We start from the raw sequence: 14,447 nt of genomic DNA on the forward strand, positions 1-14,447 counted from the left end.
CGAAGGCTAACCCGCAAGCCCTCAGCTCAACTTGCGACGCCGACGGACGCGCCGGTGCAGCGTGATCGGCTTGGGACCGCGCGTGGTGGCCGGTGTCCCAGCTGGTGTCTCGTACGGCGAGGCTCCGTCGAAGCCGGTGATCTCGCCCGTGGGCTCCAACACCAGCAGGTCCGCCTCAGACCGCCACCGCTCGAGCTGAGTGTCCAGTCCGGCCGCATTGAGCCGCTCGGTCCGCAGAACCAACGCGGCCGCCGTCCACTCCTCGGTCCCCGGCTGCAGCCGCCGTACGGTCGCCTTCCAGCTGGCCAGCCGGGTCGTGGCGGGCTTAGCCGGTACGACGACCTCCGCGGTCCCCGCCGTGGCCAGCCCCGGTAACGGCTGCTCCGCACTACCGTCGGCATCCGCCAGTACGACGTACTGGCCGTCCACCGTGGCGAACCAGGCCGGTGCGGGCCGCCTGCCGTCCCAGGTCAGCCAGACGAGCCCAGCCTTCTTCATCACCCCGGCGATCTCAGCGGCTGCGTCCACGGCCTAAGACTGTCACAGCTGGCCCGATGGGCGGTTAGGTTCCGCCTGTGGACATCAGGAGTGGCAGTCTCGACGATCTGGACCAACTGGTGGCTCTGAACGCCGCCGTACGGCCGGAGTCGGTCAGCTCGCGTGCGGGGCACCTCCGGGGGCTCACCGCGGCGACCGGCGAGACGGGCACCGCCTACGCGGCGGAACGGGACGGGCAGCTGATCGGATGGGCCTCGGTACGGCCGGCCGGCTGGCTGACCGGGGATGACGCGTACGCGTTGCACGTGATGGTTCACCCGGACTACCGCCGCCAGGGCATCGGGTCGGAGCTACTGCGCCGCTGTGAGGCGTGGCTCGCGACGCTGCCCTCCTGGTTCGTGCAGAGCTTCGCCAACGAAGCAGGTACCGAGTTCGCCGCTAGGGCTGGATTCACCGTGGCGGGTGAGCTGACCTACGCCGGTCTCGATCTCGACGACCTGCCGCCGGCCGCGCCAGTCCCGGCCGACCTGGCCCTGGTCCCGTTCACGCAACTGACGCCGGCGGACGTCTTCCCGGCGTACCGGGCCACCACCACCGACATCCCTGGCGGGACAGCGGTCGATCCGGACTTCGACTGGTTCGAGCAGGACGTCTGGTCGGAGCCCTCGTTCGACCACGACCTCAGTCTGGCGTTCGTTGCCGACGGCGAGGTCGTAGCCTTCACCATCGCCCTCCGCGAGGAGAACAGGCTGTGGAGCGACATGACCGGGACGGTGGCCACTCACCGTCGCAGGGGCCTCGCCAGAGTCCTGAAGTCCGCCTCGCTCGCCGCTGCGCGCCAGGCCGGCGTGACGGCGGCCTACACGATCATGAACCTGGAGAACGAGCCGATGCTCGCCGTCAACCGGCACCTCGGGTACCGCGCGGTCGGTCTGCGTACCCAGGTCACCAAGGAGCACGGCCGGTGAGAGTCCGGCCACATCACGCGCTGACGTGAGCCCGGTCACCGGACGCGGACGCGATTTCGCCGTACGCTGCCGGTGACCGGTGAGTAACCAAGGAGGTCGGCACATGTCTGAACAGGTCCTGCGGAGCAGAAGGTCTTGTCTGGCCACCCCGGGGTCGAACCCGCGGTTCCTGGCCAAGGCGAAGGGGCTGGATGCCGACCAGGTGTTCCTCGACCTGGAGGACTCGGTCGCGCCGATCGCCAAGGTGGACGCCCGCAAGAACATCGTGGCGGCGCTCAACGAGGGCGGCTGGGGCAACAAGGTCCGCGTGGTCCGGGTGAACGACTGGACCACCGAGTGGACCTACGCGGACGTGATCGAGGTCGTCGGCGGTGCTGGCGCGAACCTGGACTGCATCATGCTGCCGAAGGTGCAGACCGCCGAGCAGGTGGTCGCCCTGGACCTGCTGCTCACCCAGATCGAGAAGGTGCACGGCTACGAGCCGGGCAAGATCGGTATCGAGGCGCAGATCGAGAACGCCCTCGGCCTGACCAACGTGAACGCGATCGCGGCCGCGTCGCCGCGGGTCGAGACGATCATCTTCGGCCCGGCCGACTTCATGGCCTCGATCAACATGAAGTCACTCGTGGTCGGTGAGCAGCCGCCCGGGTACGACGTCGGCGATGCCTACCACTACATCCTGATGCAGATCCTGATGGCGGCCCGCGCCTACGGCAAGCAGGCCATCGACGGTCCGTACCTGCAGATCAAGGACGTCGACGGATTCCGCCGGGTGGCCGGCCGCTCGGCCGCGCTCGGGTTCGACGGCAAGTGGGTGCTGCACCCGGACCAGATCGCCGCCGCGAACGAGGTCTACTCGCCGCGCCAGGAGGACTACGACCACTCCGAGAACATCCTCGACGCATACGACCACTACACCTCGGCAGCCGGTGGCGCTCGCGGTGCGGTGATGCTCGGCGACGAGATGATCGACGAGGCCTCCCGCAAGATGGCGCTGGTCATCTCCGCCAAGGGCCGCGCGGCCGGCATGACCCGCACGCAGGTCTGGAAGCCCGAGGACTAGACCTGCGCCATCAGCGCCAGCAGGTGACCATCGGGGTCGGGGAAGAACGCCATCCATTCCTCGACCCCGTTGTCGTGTTTGTGGATCAGGTGCGGGGCGCTCTCGAACTCCACGCCGCGCGCCAGCAGTTCGTCGTACGCCGATTGGATGTCGTCGACCCGGAAGTAGAGCACCGACGGCTCGGCGGCCGTCTCCTCGCTCGCGCTCAGGAAGAGGCGGGTGCCGCCGCAGTCGAAGAAGGCGAGATCGCCGAACGTGTAGAGATGCGGGAGGCCGAGGACTTCGCCGTACCAGTGCACGGCGGTCGGGATGTCGCTCGCCGGGCGCGAGATCTGCCCGATGACGCCTAGCTGAAGTGCCATGTCGAAGACTCCTTGTCGCGAGGCGCGCAGTGCGCTGCCAACCGGTACACCGCGCCAGCTACGCAGCTCGGCCCGGCGGGCGAGGCCGAGCTTCTGCAGCGCGTTGGCCACGTGGAACTTGACCGCGTCGACGCTGATGCCGCGGCGGGTGGCGATCTCCCGGTTCGACATCCCGTGCCGGACCGCGTCCACCACCCGCCACTCGGCAGGAGTCAGTACGTCGGGGTGTCGCGGGCGGCCACGTTTGCTGGTCACACCCTCAAGCTAGCCCCGGAAGTACCCGAATTACCCTCCCCTGAGCGATCAGCCCAGGGTGAGGACCTTGTGGATCCGGATCGGGCGGACCGGCGGGCCGTCCTGGTCGGGGTCGGCGATACCGGCCTTGACCATCCGGTCGAACGTCGGCATGCCGGCGATCACCTGGCCGAGCACGGTGTAGTTCGGCGAGATCTTGGCGAACGAGTGCACGACGAAGAATTCGCTGCCGTTCGTCCCCGGTCCCTGGTTGCCGTAGGCAACGGTTCCACGCGGGTAGGTCTCCTTGCCGGTGACCTCGTCGGCGAACTTGTACCCCGGACCGCCCTCCTCCTGGCGGTAGATGTCACCGCACTGCAGGACACCGAGGCGGGCCGAGTTGGTCAGCCGGAAGCACTGGGTGAAGTCGTAGAACCGGCTCCGCACCAGGTGCGCGAAGTTGTGCACTCCGCACGGTGCGTTCGCCCGGTCCATCCGGACCACGAACGAGCCGTAGTTGGTGAAGAAAAGCACGTCGACGGTGCCGTGCGCCTTGGCGGTGGCGCGTGGGATCCGGACCGGCTTGGCGGCCGGGTTCTCCGGGGTGGGGGTGAATTCGCACTGAACAGTTGGCTTCGGGCGGGTAAGTGATGCTGCCGAAGCGGTGGTGGTGAACGTCGTGGCTAGCAGGGTGGCCGCGATCACAGCGGCAAACGTTCGCTTCATGAGCACACGGTAATACTCCGGCAAGGATTCAGGCGTGGACTCGATCTGATCGCCGTGGCCGCCTAAGGTAAGGCGGTCCGCTGCGGAAGGTGTGTTTGTGAACGGCGAGGTACTGGCAGGGCGCTACCGGTTACTCACCCTGTTGGGTCGAGGTGGCGCAGGTGAGGTCTGGCAGGGCGAGGACCTCGTTCTGGACCGGCAGGTGGCGGTCAAACTGCTCCGGAGTCTCGACGGCGACCCCATGGACGCGGTGGCACGGTTCCAGGCCGAGGCGCAGGCGGCAGCCCGCCTGATGCATCCGAACGTCGTCGCGACGTACGACGTCGGTGCGGCCGACGACCGCGTCTTCCTGGTGATGGAGCTGGTCTCCGGACCGGACCTGGCCCAGCTGATGCGTACGGCGGGGCTTCCGAGCGCCAAGCTGGTTGCGGACATCGCTGTCCAGGGTGCACGCGCACTGGACGCCGCCCACGCGGCCGGCATCGTGCACCGCGACGTGAAGCCGGGGAACCTGCTGCTGGCGCCGGACGGCACCCTGAAGATGACCGACTTCGGTATCGCCAAGCGGGCGGGTAACGAGACCACCGGGCTCGGAGTCCTGCTCGGCACCGCGTCGTACGTGTCCCCGGAGCAGGTGCGCGGCGGAGCGGCCACACCGGCCAGCGACTGGTACTCACTCGGCTGCGTCCTCTACGAACTGCTCGCCGGTACGCCGCCCTTCACCGGAGCGACCGTGGAAACGGTCATGCGGCAGCACCTGGAGTCGCCGCCGGCGCCGATCATGCGCAACGACGTCACCCCGGAGCTGGCGGCCCTGGTGATGCGACTGCTCGCCAAGAACCCCGCAGACCGCCCAGCCTCAGCCACTGAGGTCACCGCCCTCCTGAGCTCCACTGCGAACCAGCAGACGCAAGCAATCGCGCTCCCACCAGTCAGCAACAGCACCCAGGTGCTGCCGTTGCCGGCCGCCGCAGCTGTGGTCGGGGGGAATTGGGAGGAGTCGAAGCCCGCCCCCGATGAGAGCGAGCCAGCCGCTCGTCGCAAGCGCTCGTTTCCCTTCGCTCAGGTGATTGCTGCGGTGGCCGTCGTAGCGGCTGCTGCGGTGGGTGTGGCGTTGCTGCAGGAGGGTGTGAAGGGCGACCCGTCCGCTCAGGCCGGTGGGACGCCGTCGGCACCTGCGAACAAGGTGACTGCGTCGGCCAAGCCGAAGCCCTCTGCGACGCCCACACCGACCCCGACGCCCACGAAGAAGCCGTCGAAGACACCGACCAAGAAGCCGACGAAGAAGCCGGACCAGTACCCGCACGTGGTCGCGCAGCTGCGGCAGCTGGCGACCAAGGTCCGCGCGAGCGGTCAGAACCAGCAGCAGTGGCCCGGTCAGAACCAGCCGAAGAGCAAGGCGCCGGGTCTGGCGGCGCGTGACCTGGAGCAGGCCGCCGAGCAGCTGTCGCGCGGTGACGTCGACGCGGCCCGGAACAACTACGACGACGCCAAGGAGCGCCTGGTCAACGCGCAGCGGGAGCACCGCTGGCAGCCGACCGCCGAGATCTACATCGGCTTCGCTCAGCTCGACCGCACGATGCCTCAAGGTGACGGAGACGGCGACGAGTGAGGTAGGCGACGCTCAACGGGTGGCCGGTGTCACAGCGGGTGTCGGCGCTGTGCCGGGATGCTGAAAGCCGCAATACTCACGGGTAAGGACTGACGCGAGGAGCCGGCGTAATGAGCAGACTGCAGCAGACGGAAGGGCTGACCGACATTCAGGAGGAGATCCTGAAGACGGTCCGCGCGTTCGTCGAGTCGGAGATCCTCCCGGTCGCCACCGAACTGGAACACAAGGACGAGTACCCGACGAAGATCGTCGAGGGGCTCAAGGAGCTCGGACTGTTCGGCCTGATGATCCCCGAGGAGTACGGCGGTCTGGGCGAGTCGCTGCTCACCTACGCGCTCTGTGTCGAGGAGATCGCACGCGGCTGGATGAGCGTCTCCGGCATCATCAATACGCACTTCATCGTCGCGTACATGCTGCTCCAGCACGGGACCGACGAGCAGAAGCAGAAGTACTTGCCGCGGATGGCGACCGGCGACGTACGGGGCGCGTTCTCGATGTCCGAGCCGGGCTGTGGCTCCGATGTTGCCGCGATCAAGACCAAGGCTGTCCGCGACGGTGATCTGTACACGATCAACGGCCAGAAGATGTGGCTGACGAACGGCGGCTCGTCGAACCTGGTCGCGGTGCTCACCAAGACCGATGAAGGCCAGGACTCGGTCTACAAGAACATGACCACGTTCCTGATCGAGAAGGAGCCGGGGTTCGGTGAGGTCGACAAGGGCCTCACGGTGCCGGGCAAGATCGAGAAGATGGGCTACAAGGGCGTCGACACGACCGAGCTGATCTTCGACGGGTACTCGATCGGCGCGGACCAGATCCTGGGTGGCGTTCCTGGCAAGGGCTTCTACCAGATGATGGACGGCGTCGAGGTCGGCCGCGTGAACGTCGCCGCCCGCGGTTGTGGCGTGGCGCGGCGGGCGTTCGAACTCGGCATCGCCTACGCGCAGCAGCGGGAGACGTTCGGCAAGAAGATCGCCGATCACCAGGCGGTGCTGTTCCGGCTGGCCGACATGGCGGTCAAGGTCGAGGCTGCGCACGAGCTGATGGTGAAGGCGGCCCGCAAGAAGGACAGCGGGTCCCGCAACGACTTCGAGGCCGGTGTCGCGAAGTACCTGGCCAGCGAGTACTGCTCACAGGTGGTGGAGGACTCGTTCCGCATCCACGGTGGCTATGGCTTCTCCAAGGAGTACGAGATCGAGCGGCTCTACCGGGAGGCGCCGATGCTGCTGATCGGTGAAGGCACGGCTGACATCCAGCGGATGATCATCGGCCGCCGGCTGCTCGAGGACTACAAGCTCTAGTTGAGTCGCTCCGGGTCCTGCAGGAAGCCACCGGTCAGCACAGCTTTCCCCAGCAGAGTCAGGTCGTGCTGAACGGCCTGACCGGCTCGACGGGTGGTGATCAGGCCGGCGTCGCGCAGGATGCCGGCCTGGCGGCTCGCACCGGCCAGGGAGATCTGGCAGCGCTCGGCCAGCACAGTCGTGGTGCAGCCGCCGGCAATGGCCTCCAGTGCGGCCGCTCTCGTCGTACCGAGTAGGGCTGCCAGTGGTTGGGAGCGGCTCTCGGTCGTAATCCGCCGCAGTGTCCCAGGAATGTGCTGCACCGGATAGACCAGTACTGGCTGCAGTTCTGGGTCGTGCAGTTTGGTCGGAGTCATCCAGCAGAAGACCGCGGGCTGCAGTCGGAGGCCCCGGCCGTCCAAATAGACGTCCCGGTCCGCGAAGCCAGAGATCTCCAGCACTGGTGAGTTCCAGCGCACAGACGGGTGCAGGCGACCCAGTAGCTGCTCAACCCCGGCCCCAGACAGGTGACCGACCTGCTGCTGGTGGTCCGCCCTGACAAGAGCCCGGATAGAGGCCCAGTACGGCGCGATCGCCTGCTGGTGGTAGTTCCGCAGCGCCTGGCCGAGTCCGTGGATGGCGTTGGCCCGGCCGGACGCCAGGTCTCGGGTCCACGTGGTCCGTGGTCGGCGTACTGCGAGCAGTTCGAGCTCTTCCCGCAGGCGGGTCGGTGAGGTGGACATGACGCGCTCGACGCCACTCTCGAAGCTGGTGGTCGGCTCGGCCGGAGTCAGGAAGTCGGGGGAGTAGCCGTGCGGAGGCGCCAACTGGAGGAGACCGGCGGCAGACCGCGGCAGGACCCGGCGCGCACGCTCGCGCCAGGTGCCGTAGTGGGCCATCCCGTCCCGCCCCTGCAGCTGGTGCAGGCTGAGCAGGACCTCCCACATGGGATCCGGCTCATCGGCGAGCGTCGTCCGCACCATGTCCTGGCCGGTGAAGTGAATGCGCAACAAGGCGACCGCCTCCCCCTTTCTACACCGCCTCATAGTGCAGATCAGCCCCTGTCACAACCCTGTCAACGAGCGCACTGTCCCCTCCCGGCGGTACCGTTTGTGCACCTGGGAGTGGGAGGCCGATGACTGAGCGTGGTGGGGGTGGGGCGGTCGAGGTCCGGCTGCTCGGTGCCGTGTCGGTGCGGATCGACGGTCGTCTGGTGGAGCTGGGCGGTGACCGCGTCCGGGCGCTGCTGGCCGTGCTGGCGCTGGCCCGGGGTGAAGCGGTCAGTACGCCGGTGCTGGCGGAGCGGATCTGGGGTGACGAGCCACCGGCCAATATCGGGCCGAGCCTGCACACGCTGATGACGCGGTTGCGCCGGGCGATCGGCGCGGACCTGGTCGCGACCGGTCCGGCCGGCTACAGCTTGCGGCTGACTGCCGAGCAGGTCGACGTGCACCGGTTCACCTGCCTCGTGCGCTCCGCGGTCCAGACCGACGATCCGACAGTCGAGTACGACGCTGTCCTGGCAGCGCTGGCGCTGTGGGGTGGCAGACCGTTCGACGGCGCCCGGTCCGGCTGGCTGGACGACTTCGAGGCGCCGCGACTCGTTGAGCAGTATCTGGCGGCTGTGGAGCGCCGAGCCGATCTACGTGTCGAGGACCGGGACTATGGCGAGGTTCTGGCCCTGCTGCGTGAGCTGGCGGCGGCCAATCCGCTCCGCGAGTCCCTGTGGCTGCGACTGCTTCGGCTGCTGGCGAGAGCGGGCCGCACTGCCGAGGCACTCGAGCTCTACGAGTCAGTCCGGCTGAGCATCGCGGACGAACTCGGTGTGGACCCAGGTGCCGAGCTGCGCGCGCTGTACGCCGAGCTGCTGACCGGTGCGCCGGAAGAGACCGAGGCACCGCGCAACGTCATACCGCGGCAGCTCCCGGCCGATCTGCCAACCTTCACCGGTCGGCGCAGCGCACTGGCGTTCCTGGACGACGTGCTCGCCGCAGGCGGGTCCGAGCAGTCCGCAGTGATCGTTGCGATCGACGGGACCGGAGGCGCGGGGAAGACCGCGCTGGCGGTCCACTGGGCGCATCACGCCCGCACACACTTCCCAGACGGCCAGCTGTACCTCAATCTGCGCGGCTACAGCGCAGGCGGTCTGGTCGAGCCGCACGACGCCTTGCAGTCGCTGCTGCTCGGTCTTGGCGTGCCAAACGATCAGATCCCCGGCGCACTCGAGGCGAGGTCGGCGCTGCTGCGCACGCTGCTCGCCGAGAAGCAGCTGCTGCTCGTTCTCGACAACGCGCGCAACGTGGCACAGGTCCGTCCGCTGCTGCCGGGCGCCGGTGGATTCGTCATCGTGACAAGCCGAAACCAGCTCCGCGGTCTGGTCGCGCGAGAAGGCGCCCGCCGCCTCAGCCTTGGCCAGATGAGCCCAGAGGAGTCCACCGAGCTACTGGCGCGCGTGGTCTCCGGTCGTCCGTACGACGTCGCCCAGCTGGCCGGGTTCGCGGAGCTGTGCGGGCGGTTGCCGCTTGCCCTGGTTGTCGGTGCGGAGCGGGCGAGTCGCAGCCGGAGCGCTGACATCACCAAGCAACTGGCCGATGCCGGCGATCGCTTGAGCGCACTGGAGATCGGTGATGACGAGCTGAGCAGTGTCCGGGCCGTGCTGTCCTGGTCGTACCAGGCGCTGCCGTCCGATGCCGCCCGGCTGTTCCGGATGCTTGGTGTCTATCCAGGAGCCGTTTTTGAACCACCCGCGGTAGCTGCGCTGGCCGGACTCGACGAGGTCGAGGTCGACCACCTGCTCGACGTACTGGTCGAGGCGAATCTCCTGGAGCAGGCGTCCACCTCGTCGTACCAGCTGCATGACTTGGTGCGGCTGTACGCCGCCGGTCTCGAAGAGCCGTCGGAAAGCCAGCAGGCCCTGGCCCGCCTGCTCGACTGGCTAGCTCAAACCGCACAAGCCGCCAAGCTGGCCCGAGGCGGTCGGCTGCGGTTTCACCTGCTGCGCAAACCGCTCGATGGCGTGCGGCCACTCACCTTCGGCTCAGATGCCGAGGCGCTGGCGTGGTTCCGCAGGGAGTGGGCGACTCTGCTTGCAGGAGTGGTCCAGGGGGCCGAGCGTGGTCATCACTGGCTGGCCGCCGTTCTGGCGAGCGAGCTGTGGGACTACCTCGAGCAGAAACGTGCGCCGTCGCTGGCCTTGCTCACCGCACACGAGATCGCGGTGCGCTCCGCGCAGGCAGTGGACGAGCCGCTACTGGAGGCTGTGGTCGGGAACCAGTTGGCTGTCAGCTACAGCCTGCTGGGTCGGATCGACGATGCTCTGGCCCAGTTCCTGCGGTCTCTCGAGCTGATGGAGTCGGTCGGGCACCGATCCGGACTGAGCATGTTGCATACGAACCTCGGGCTGACATACCGGCGGATGGACGATCTGGACACCGCGCTGCGTCATCTCCGGCAGGCGCTGGAGTTCAGTGACGACGACCGTGCCTACGGCGCCGCCCAGAACAACCTCGCGCACACGCTCGTCACCCTCGGGCAGTATCAGGAGGCGATCGACAACGCGCTAGGGGCTGTCGAGCGGCAGCGGCGGGCCGGATACCAGCGAGGGCTCGCCTACGCGCTCGACACGGCGGGAGTCGCCTATCACCGTGCCGGTGACCCAGAACAGGCGATTGGCTGGCTGGCGGAGTCGGCTCGGTTGTGCCGGGAGCTCGAGTTGGGCGCCGCCGAGGTGCCGACCTTGATCAATCTGGGCGAGGCCTACGAGGCCGCTGGCCGGTACGACGAGGCTCGGGCGGCCTGGCAGCAGGCGCTGGCCGCTGCGGACCGGCAGGGTCCGTCCCAGCACTACGACCGGGCCCGGATTCTCGAGCGCCTGCAGACCGCACCGGCCAACGACGGGTGAGCGCCTGCGCCGGCGGCGCGCTGGGTCGACGGGCGGGGCGGAGCCAGTCGGCCCAGCGCGCGGCGCGGGGCAGGCGTTGCGGAGTGCCTCAGGCGGTCAGGCGGGGCACTGATTGGGGGTGCGGGTGCCGGGTGTTGCCGGAGCCGTAGCCGGACAGCAGCCAGATGCCCAGCTGAGTGATCTCGTGCCGCACCGACGCGCCGGCTCGGCGGGTGGTGATCAGGCCCGCTTCGCGCAGCACGGTTGCCTGGTGGCTGGCGGCGGCCGGGGAGATCTTGCAGCGCTTGGCCAGCTCGGTCGTCGTACAGCCCGCGACAGCCGCCTCCAGAGCGGCCGCGCGGGTCGAGCCGAGCAGTGAGCCCAGCGGGTCGCTGGAGGTGATCTGGTCCATCGACGCCTGCCGCAGGATGCCCGGCGCGTGCTGGATCGGGTACACCAGGATCGGCTTCAGCTCCGGGTCGCGCAGCTTGGTCGGGACCTGCCAGCAGAATGCCGACGGCTGCAGCTCGATGCCACGCCCGTCGAGGTAGAGGTCGCGGTCGTTCATGTCGAGCACCTGCAGCACCGGTGCGACCCAGCGCACCCGCGGGTGCAGGGACGAGAGCAGCCGGTCCACACCGTGCCGGGCCAGCGCCTCACCGCGGTGGGCGTGGTCGGCCGAGATGTGCGTCCCGATCGACTTCCAGTACGGCGCGATCGCGGCCGCGTGGTACGTGCGGAGCGCCCGGCCCAGCTTGTGCAGCGACCCCCGCTCGCCCTGGGCGAGCTCCCGGGTCCACGGCGAGGCGGGACGGTACTTGGAGAGCAGGTCGAGCTGGCCGCGGATCTGCTGGCGTGGTGTGGCCAGTGCGATCTCCAGCGCAGCCTCGAAGTCCGGCGCGGACTCGGCCGGGGTGAGGAAGTCGGGGGAGTACCCCTTCGGCGGGGTGAGCTCCAGCAGCAGCCGCATCTGGTCCGGTGCGACCGACGTCCGGACGTGCCGGCGCCAGTCCTCGAAGATCAGCCGGCCGTCGGAATGCTGCAGCATGTGCAGACTGAGCAGCACCTCCCACAGCGGAGCCGGTCTGGTCGCGACCGTCACGCGCGTCAAATCGCGCGGCGTGAAGTGAATTCTGAGCACGGCAACGCCCTCCCAGCGGCAAAACTGTCACGACATCCCCCGATGCCGTCGGTCGCAGATTGTGGCGGCCTGCTGACCGAACGCGATGCGACGCAGTAAATCAAGCCCTTCGATCGCCGCACAACTGTTTGATCCATCCAACCGGCAGTGAGTCCCGGCCATGGCAGAAGGCTGCCACCTCTGGCCGGACGGGCCACGGTCGTGGTATTAGGCGTATTTGATCAAAGCCAGTGGTTGCGCTTGAACAATCGGTGAAGTCCGACGCACGCCACCAGCATCACGCCGAGCACGACGAAGTACCCGTACTTCGTGCGCAGCTCCGGCATGTAGTCGAAGTTCATCCCGTAGATCCCGGCGATCATCGTCGGTACGGCGAGGATCGCCACCCACGACGAGATCCGCCGCATGTCCTCGTTCTCGGCCACCTGCACCTGGGCCAGCCCGGCCTGCAGGATCGAGCTGAGCAGCTCGTCGAACGAGATCACCTGCTCCTTCACCCGCAGCAAGTGGTCGTCGACGTCGCGGAAGTAGTTCCGGGTCTCGTCGGCGATCAGCGGGTGCCGCAGTGTCGACAGAGCCCGCATCGGCCCGGTCAGCGGGGCCACTGCCCGTTTCAGCTCGAGCACCTCACGTTTGAGCTGGTAGACCCGGTCGATGTTGCGCCAGCCGCGCGGTGTGAACATCTCGGACTCGATCAGGTCCATATCCGCCTGGACCGCGTCCGCGACCTCCAAGTAGCGGTCGACCACATGGTCCGCGATGGCATGCAGTACGACGCCCGGTCCGACCGCCAGCCGCTCTGGCTCAGCCTCCAGGTCCTGCCGGAGCCCGGTCAGCTCACTGTGCTCGCCGTGCCGGACGGTGACCACGAAGCCCGGTCCGCAGAACACCATCACCTCACCGGTCGCCACCACCTCACTCGTGGCGGTCAGATCCTGATGCGGCACATAGCTGACTGTCTTGAGCACTGCGAACAGAGTGTCGTCGTACCGCTCGAGCTTCGGTCGCTGGTGCGCCTCCGAGGCGTCCTCCAGGGCCAGCGCGTGCAGCCCGAACTCGGCACCGATGATCGCGAGCTGGTGGTCGGTCGGCTGGAACAGGCCGATCCAGACGAACCCCTGGCCGCGCTTGGCCCGCCCGAGCGCCTCCGTATAGGAGTTGATCCGCTTGTCGCGGTGACCGTCACGATAGAAGGCCCAGTCGACCAGTGCGCCGTCGAGTTTGCCGCTCGCGACCAGGTCCGGACGGCTCGGCCCGTCACCCAGTTGCCGGCGGGCGAACAGCTGTCCCATCCGGCGTGTCGCGCCCAGGTCCCAGCGTCGTCCGGTCATCACCGGCGAGGCTATCAAGACGCGGTAACCAGCCGTCGGCAATGATGGGGGTGGAAGCACGTGGAGAGGAACGACGATGACGCAAGGCATGCCCTTGATGGACCCGCGGCCGAGCGGTCTGACGATCGGGACGTATGACACCTACCGGGAGGCGCAGCGCGCTGTCGACTACCTCTCGGACGAGAAGTTCCCGGTCGAGCACACGACCATCGTCGGCAACAACCTGCGCCAGGTGGAGAAGATCACCGGCCGCCTGACCTGGGGACGGGCGCTGGGCACCGGTCTGGCCAGCGGTGCCTGGTTCGGTCTGTTCGTGGGCATCCTGCTGGGCGCCGTCACCAATGCGAACTGGCTGGCCGCACTGCTCACCGGTGTGGTGCTGGGCGCGTTCTTCGGCCTGGTCTTCGGCGGCCTGAGCTACGCCCAGTCGGCCGGACGCCGCGACTTCACCTCCCGCACCGCGGTGGTGGCGACGACGTACGACGTCCTGTGCGACTTCAAGTTCGCCGAAGAGGCCCGCAACCACCTGGCCAAGCTGGCGCTGAAGGGTGAGGTCACCCCGCGACTGCCCGACCACACCGTCCCGCAGCAGCCCCCGGTCCAGCAGCAGCCCCCGCAGGCCTGAGTGCCCGGGCGGAGTGACACACGTCTCTCCGCCCGGTGAGAGCCAGACCACGGCCGCCGGTGGTCCGATCCGCCAGCATGGGGTAGTCCAACCCACAGGAGGAACCGGCATGCAGTTCGGGCGCAGCTACGAGGAGTTCGAGGTCGGTGCGGTCTACAAGCACTGGCCCGGCAAGACAGTGACCGAGTACGACGACCACCTGTTCTGCCTGCTGACCATGAACCACCACCCGCTGCACCTGGACTCGAACTACGCCGCGGAGACCACCCAGTTCGGCCAGAACGTTGTGGTGGGCAACTACATCTACTCGATCCTGCTCGGCATGTCGGTCCCCGACGTCAGCGGCAAGGCGATCGCGAACCTCGAGATCGAGTCCCTCCGGCACATCGCCCCCACCTTCCACGGCGACACCATCTACGGCGAGACGGTCGTCCTGGACAAGTGGGAGTCCAAGTCCAAGGACGACCGCGGCGTCGTCCACGTCGAGACCAAGGGCTACAAACAGGACGGCACCGTCGTCTGCCTGTTCCGCCGCAAGGTGATGGTCCCGAAGAACTCCTACCTCGAAGCCCGCGGCGGCGAACAACCCGGCCGCCCGACGCCGGCTTCCTGAGCAGACCATTCGTCCGACGTCGAAGGTCCGGGGTCGGCAATCGAAATCCGTTCCACGGCCGTCGAACACGTTGTCAGCCCCTGAGGCCGAGCTGACATTGAGCTCTCCGTCTCT

General features: G+C 67.9%; 13 protein-coding genes. 7 read left to right on the forward strand and 6 right to left on the reverse strand.

The window, feature by feature from the left end:
- Nucleotides 1-21 precede the first annotated feature (21 nt).
- Nucleotides 22-528, reverse strand: coding sequence for a hypothetical protein (locus tag ACFTSF_RS17890; RefSeq protein WP_380154779.1), 507 nt, complete (start codon nucleotides 526-528; stop codon nucleotides 22-24).
- 47 nt (nucleotides 529-575) lie between these two features.
- Here ACFTSF_RS17890 and ACFTSF_RS17895 point away from each other — a divergent pair, with 47 nt between their 5' ends.
- Both ACFTSF_RS17895 and ACFTSF_RS17900 read left to right on the forward strand, forming a co-directional pair.
- Nucleotides 576-1,466 (forward strand): GNAT family N-acetyltransferase, encoded by an 891-nt coding sequence (locus ACFTSF_RS17895; protein WP_380154780.1) that lies wholly within the window; start codon nucleotides 576-578, stop codon nucleotides 1,464-1,466.
- A gap of 103 nt (nucleotides 1,467-1,569) precedes the next feature.
- Nucleotides 1,570-2,529 (forward strand): HpcH/HpaI aldolase/citrate lyase family protein, encoded by a 960-nt coding sequence (locus tag ACFTSF_RS17900; protein ID WP_380154781.1) that lies wholly within the window; start codon nucleotides 1,570-1,572, stop codon nucleotides 2,527-2,529.
- Here the strand turns inward: ACFTSF_RS17900 and ACFTSF_RS17905 are convergent.
- Together ACFTSF_RS17905 and ACFTSF_RS17910 are read right to left on the reverse strand one after the other, a co-directional pair.
- Nucleotides 2,526-3,146, reverse strand: coding sequence for a VOC family protein (locus ACFTSF_RS17905; protein WP_380154782.1), 621 nt, complete (start codon nucleotides 3,144-3,146; stop codon nucleotides 2,526-2,528). The genes ACFTSF_RS17900 and ACFTSF_RS17905 overlap by 4 nt on opposite strands.
- Nucleotides 3,147-3,194: 48 nt before the next feature.
- Entirely contained in the window at nucleotides 3,195-3,851 is a 657-nt protein-coding gene (locus tag ACFTSF_RS17910) for a peptidylprolyl isomerase (protein ID WP_380154783.1), read from the reverse strand.
- A 97-nt stretch (nucleotides 3,852-3,948) separates the two neighbouring features.
- On the opposite strand from ACFTSF_RS17910, the gene ACFTSF_RS17915 reads away from it, so the two are divergent.
- Entirely contained in the window at nucleotides 3,949-5,463 is a 1,515-nt protein-coding gene (locus ACFTSF_RS17915) for a serine/threonine-protein kinase (RefSeq protein WP_380154784.1), read from the forward strand.
- Nucleotides 5,464-5,573: 110 nt separating this feature from the next.
- Nucleotides 5,574-6,764 (forward strand): acyl-CoA dehydrogenase family protein, encoded by a 1,191-nt coding sequence (locus ACFTSF_RS17920; RefSeq protein WP_380154785.1) that lies wholly within the window; start codon nucleotides 5,574-5,576, stop codon nucleotides 6,762-6,764.
- Here the strand turns inward: ACFTSF_RS17920 and ACFTSF_RS17925 are convergent.
- A complete protein-coding gene (locus tag ACFTSF_RS17925; protein ID WP_344152030.1) occupies nucleotides 6,761-7,789 on the reverse strand; it encodes a winged helix-turn-helix domain-containing protein in 1,029 nt (342 codons plus the stop codon). The genes ACFTSF_RS17920 and ACFTSF_RS17925 overlap by 4 nt on opposite strands.
- 89 nt (nucleotides 7,790-7,878) lie before the next feature.
- Between ACFTSF_RS17925 and ACFTSF_RS17930 the strand changes: the two genes are divergently transcribed.
- A complete protein-coding gene (locus ACFTSF_RS17930; RefSeq protein ID WP_380154786.1) occupies nucleotides 7,879-10,644 on the forward strand; it encodes a tetratricopeptide repeat protein in 2,766 nt (921 codons plus the stop codon).
- A gap of 88 nt (nucleotides 10,645-10,732) precedes the next feature.
- Here ACFTSF_RS17930 and ACFTSF_RS17935 read toward each other — a convergent pair whose 3' ends face one another.
- Both ACFTSF_RS17935 and ACFTSF_RS17940 read right to left on the reverse strand, forming a co-directional pair.
- A complete protein-coding gene (locus ACFTSF_RS17935; RefSeq protein WP_344152035.1) occupies nucleotides 10,733-11,764 on the reverse strand; it encodes a helix-turn-helix domain-containing protein in 1,032 nt (343 codons plus the stop codon).
- 221 nt (nucleotides 11,765-11,985) lie between these two features.
- Nucleotides 11,986-13,095: a magnesium and cobalt transport protein CorA gene (locus tag ACFTSF_RS17940; RefSeq protein ID WP_344152038.1), complete on the reverse strand. Its 1,110-nt coding sequence runs from the start codon at nucleotides 13,093-13,095 to the stop codon at nucleotides 11,986-11,988.
- Between the two features lie 76 nt (nucleotides 13,096-13,171).
- Here ACFTSF_RS17940 and ACFTSF_RS17945 point away from each other — a divergent pair, with 76 nt between their 5' ends.
- Together ACFTSF_RS17945 and ACFTSF_RS17950 are read left to right on the forward strand one after the other, a co-directional pair.
- Complete coding sequence (locus tag ACFTSF_RS17945) at nucleotides 13,172-13,720, forward strand: general stress protein (RefSeq protein ID WP_344152041.1); 549 nt, start codon at nucleotides 13,172-13,174, stop codon at nucleotides 13,718-13,720.
- A 109-nt stretch (nucleotides 13,721-13,829) separates the two neighbouring features.
- Complete coding sequence (locus ACFTSF_RS17950) at nucleotides 13,830-14,333, forward strand: MaoC family dehydratase (protein WP_380154787.1); 504 nt, start codon at nucleotides 13,830-13,832, stop codon at nucleotides 14,331-14,333.
- The last annotated feature ends 114 nt before the right edge of the window (nucleotides 14,334-14,447 follow it).

It is taken from the genome of Kribbella sp. NPDC056951, assembly GCF_042674205.1.
Lineage (GTDB): Bacteria > Actinomycetota > Actinomycetes > Propionibacteriales > Kribbellaceae > Kribbella > Kribbella yunnanensis.

What these genes read in the sequence shown, in the direction of transcription:
- ACFTSF_RS17900 (WP_380154781.1), top strand. Translation starts at nt 1,570, where the DNA reads ATGTCTGAACAGGTCCTGCGGAGCAGAAGGTCTTGTCTGGCCACCCCG.
- ACFTSF_RS17910 (WP_380154783.1), bottom strand. Translation starts at nt 3,851, where the DNA reads ATGAAGCGAACGTTTGCCGCTGTGATCGCGGCCACCCTGCTAGCCACG.
- ACFTSF_RS17920 (WP_380154785.1), top strand. Translation starts at nt 5,574, where the DNA reads ATGAGCAGACTGCAGCAGACGGAAGGGCTGACCGACATTCAGGAGGAG.
- ACFTSF_RS17925 (WP_344152030.1), bottom strand. Translation starts at nt 7,789, where the DNA reads ATGAGGCGGTGTAGAAAGGGGGAGGCGGTCGCCTTGTTGCGCATTCAC.
- ACFTSF_RS17930 (WP_380154786.1), top strand. Translation starts at nt 7,879, where the DNA reads ATGACTGAGCGTGGTGGGGGTGGGGCGGTCGAGGTCCGGCTGCTCGGT.
- ACFTSF_RS17940 (WP_344152038.1), bottom strand. Translation starts at nt 13,095, where the DNA reads ATGACCGGACGACGCTGGGACCTGGGCGCGACACGCCGGATGGGACAG.
- ACFTSF_RS17945 (WP_344152041.1), top strand. Translation starts at nt 13,172, where the DNA reads ATGACGCAAGGCATGCCCTTGATGGACCCGCGGCCGAGCGGTCTGACG.
- ACFTSF_RS17950 (WP_380154787.1), top strand. Translation starts at nt 13,830, where the DNA reads ATGCAGTTCGGGCGCAGCTACGAGGAGTTCGAGGTCGGTGCGGTCTAC.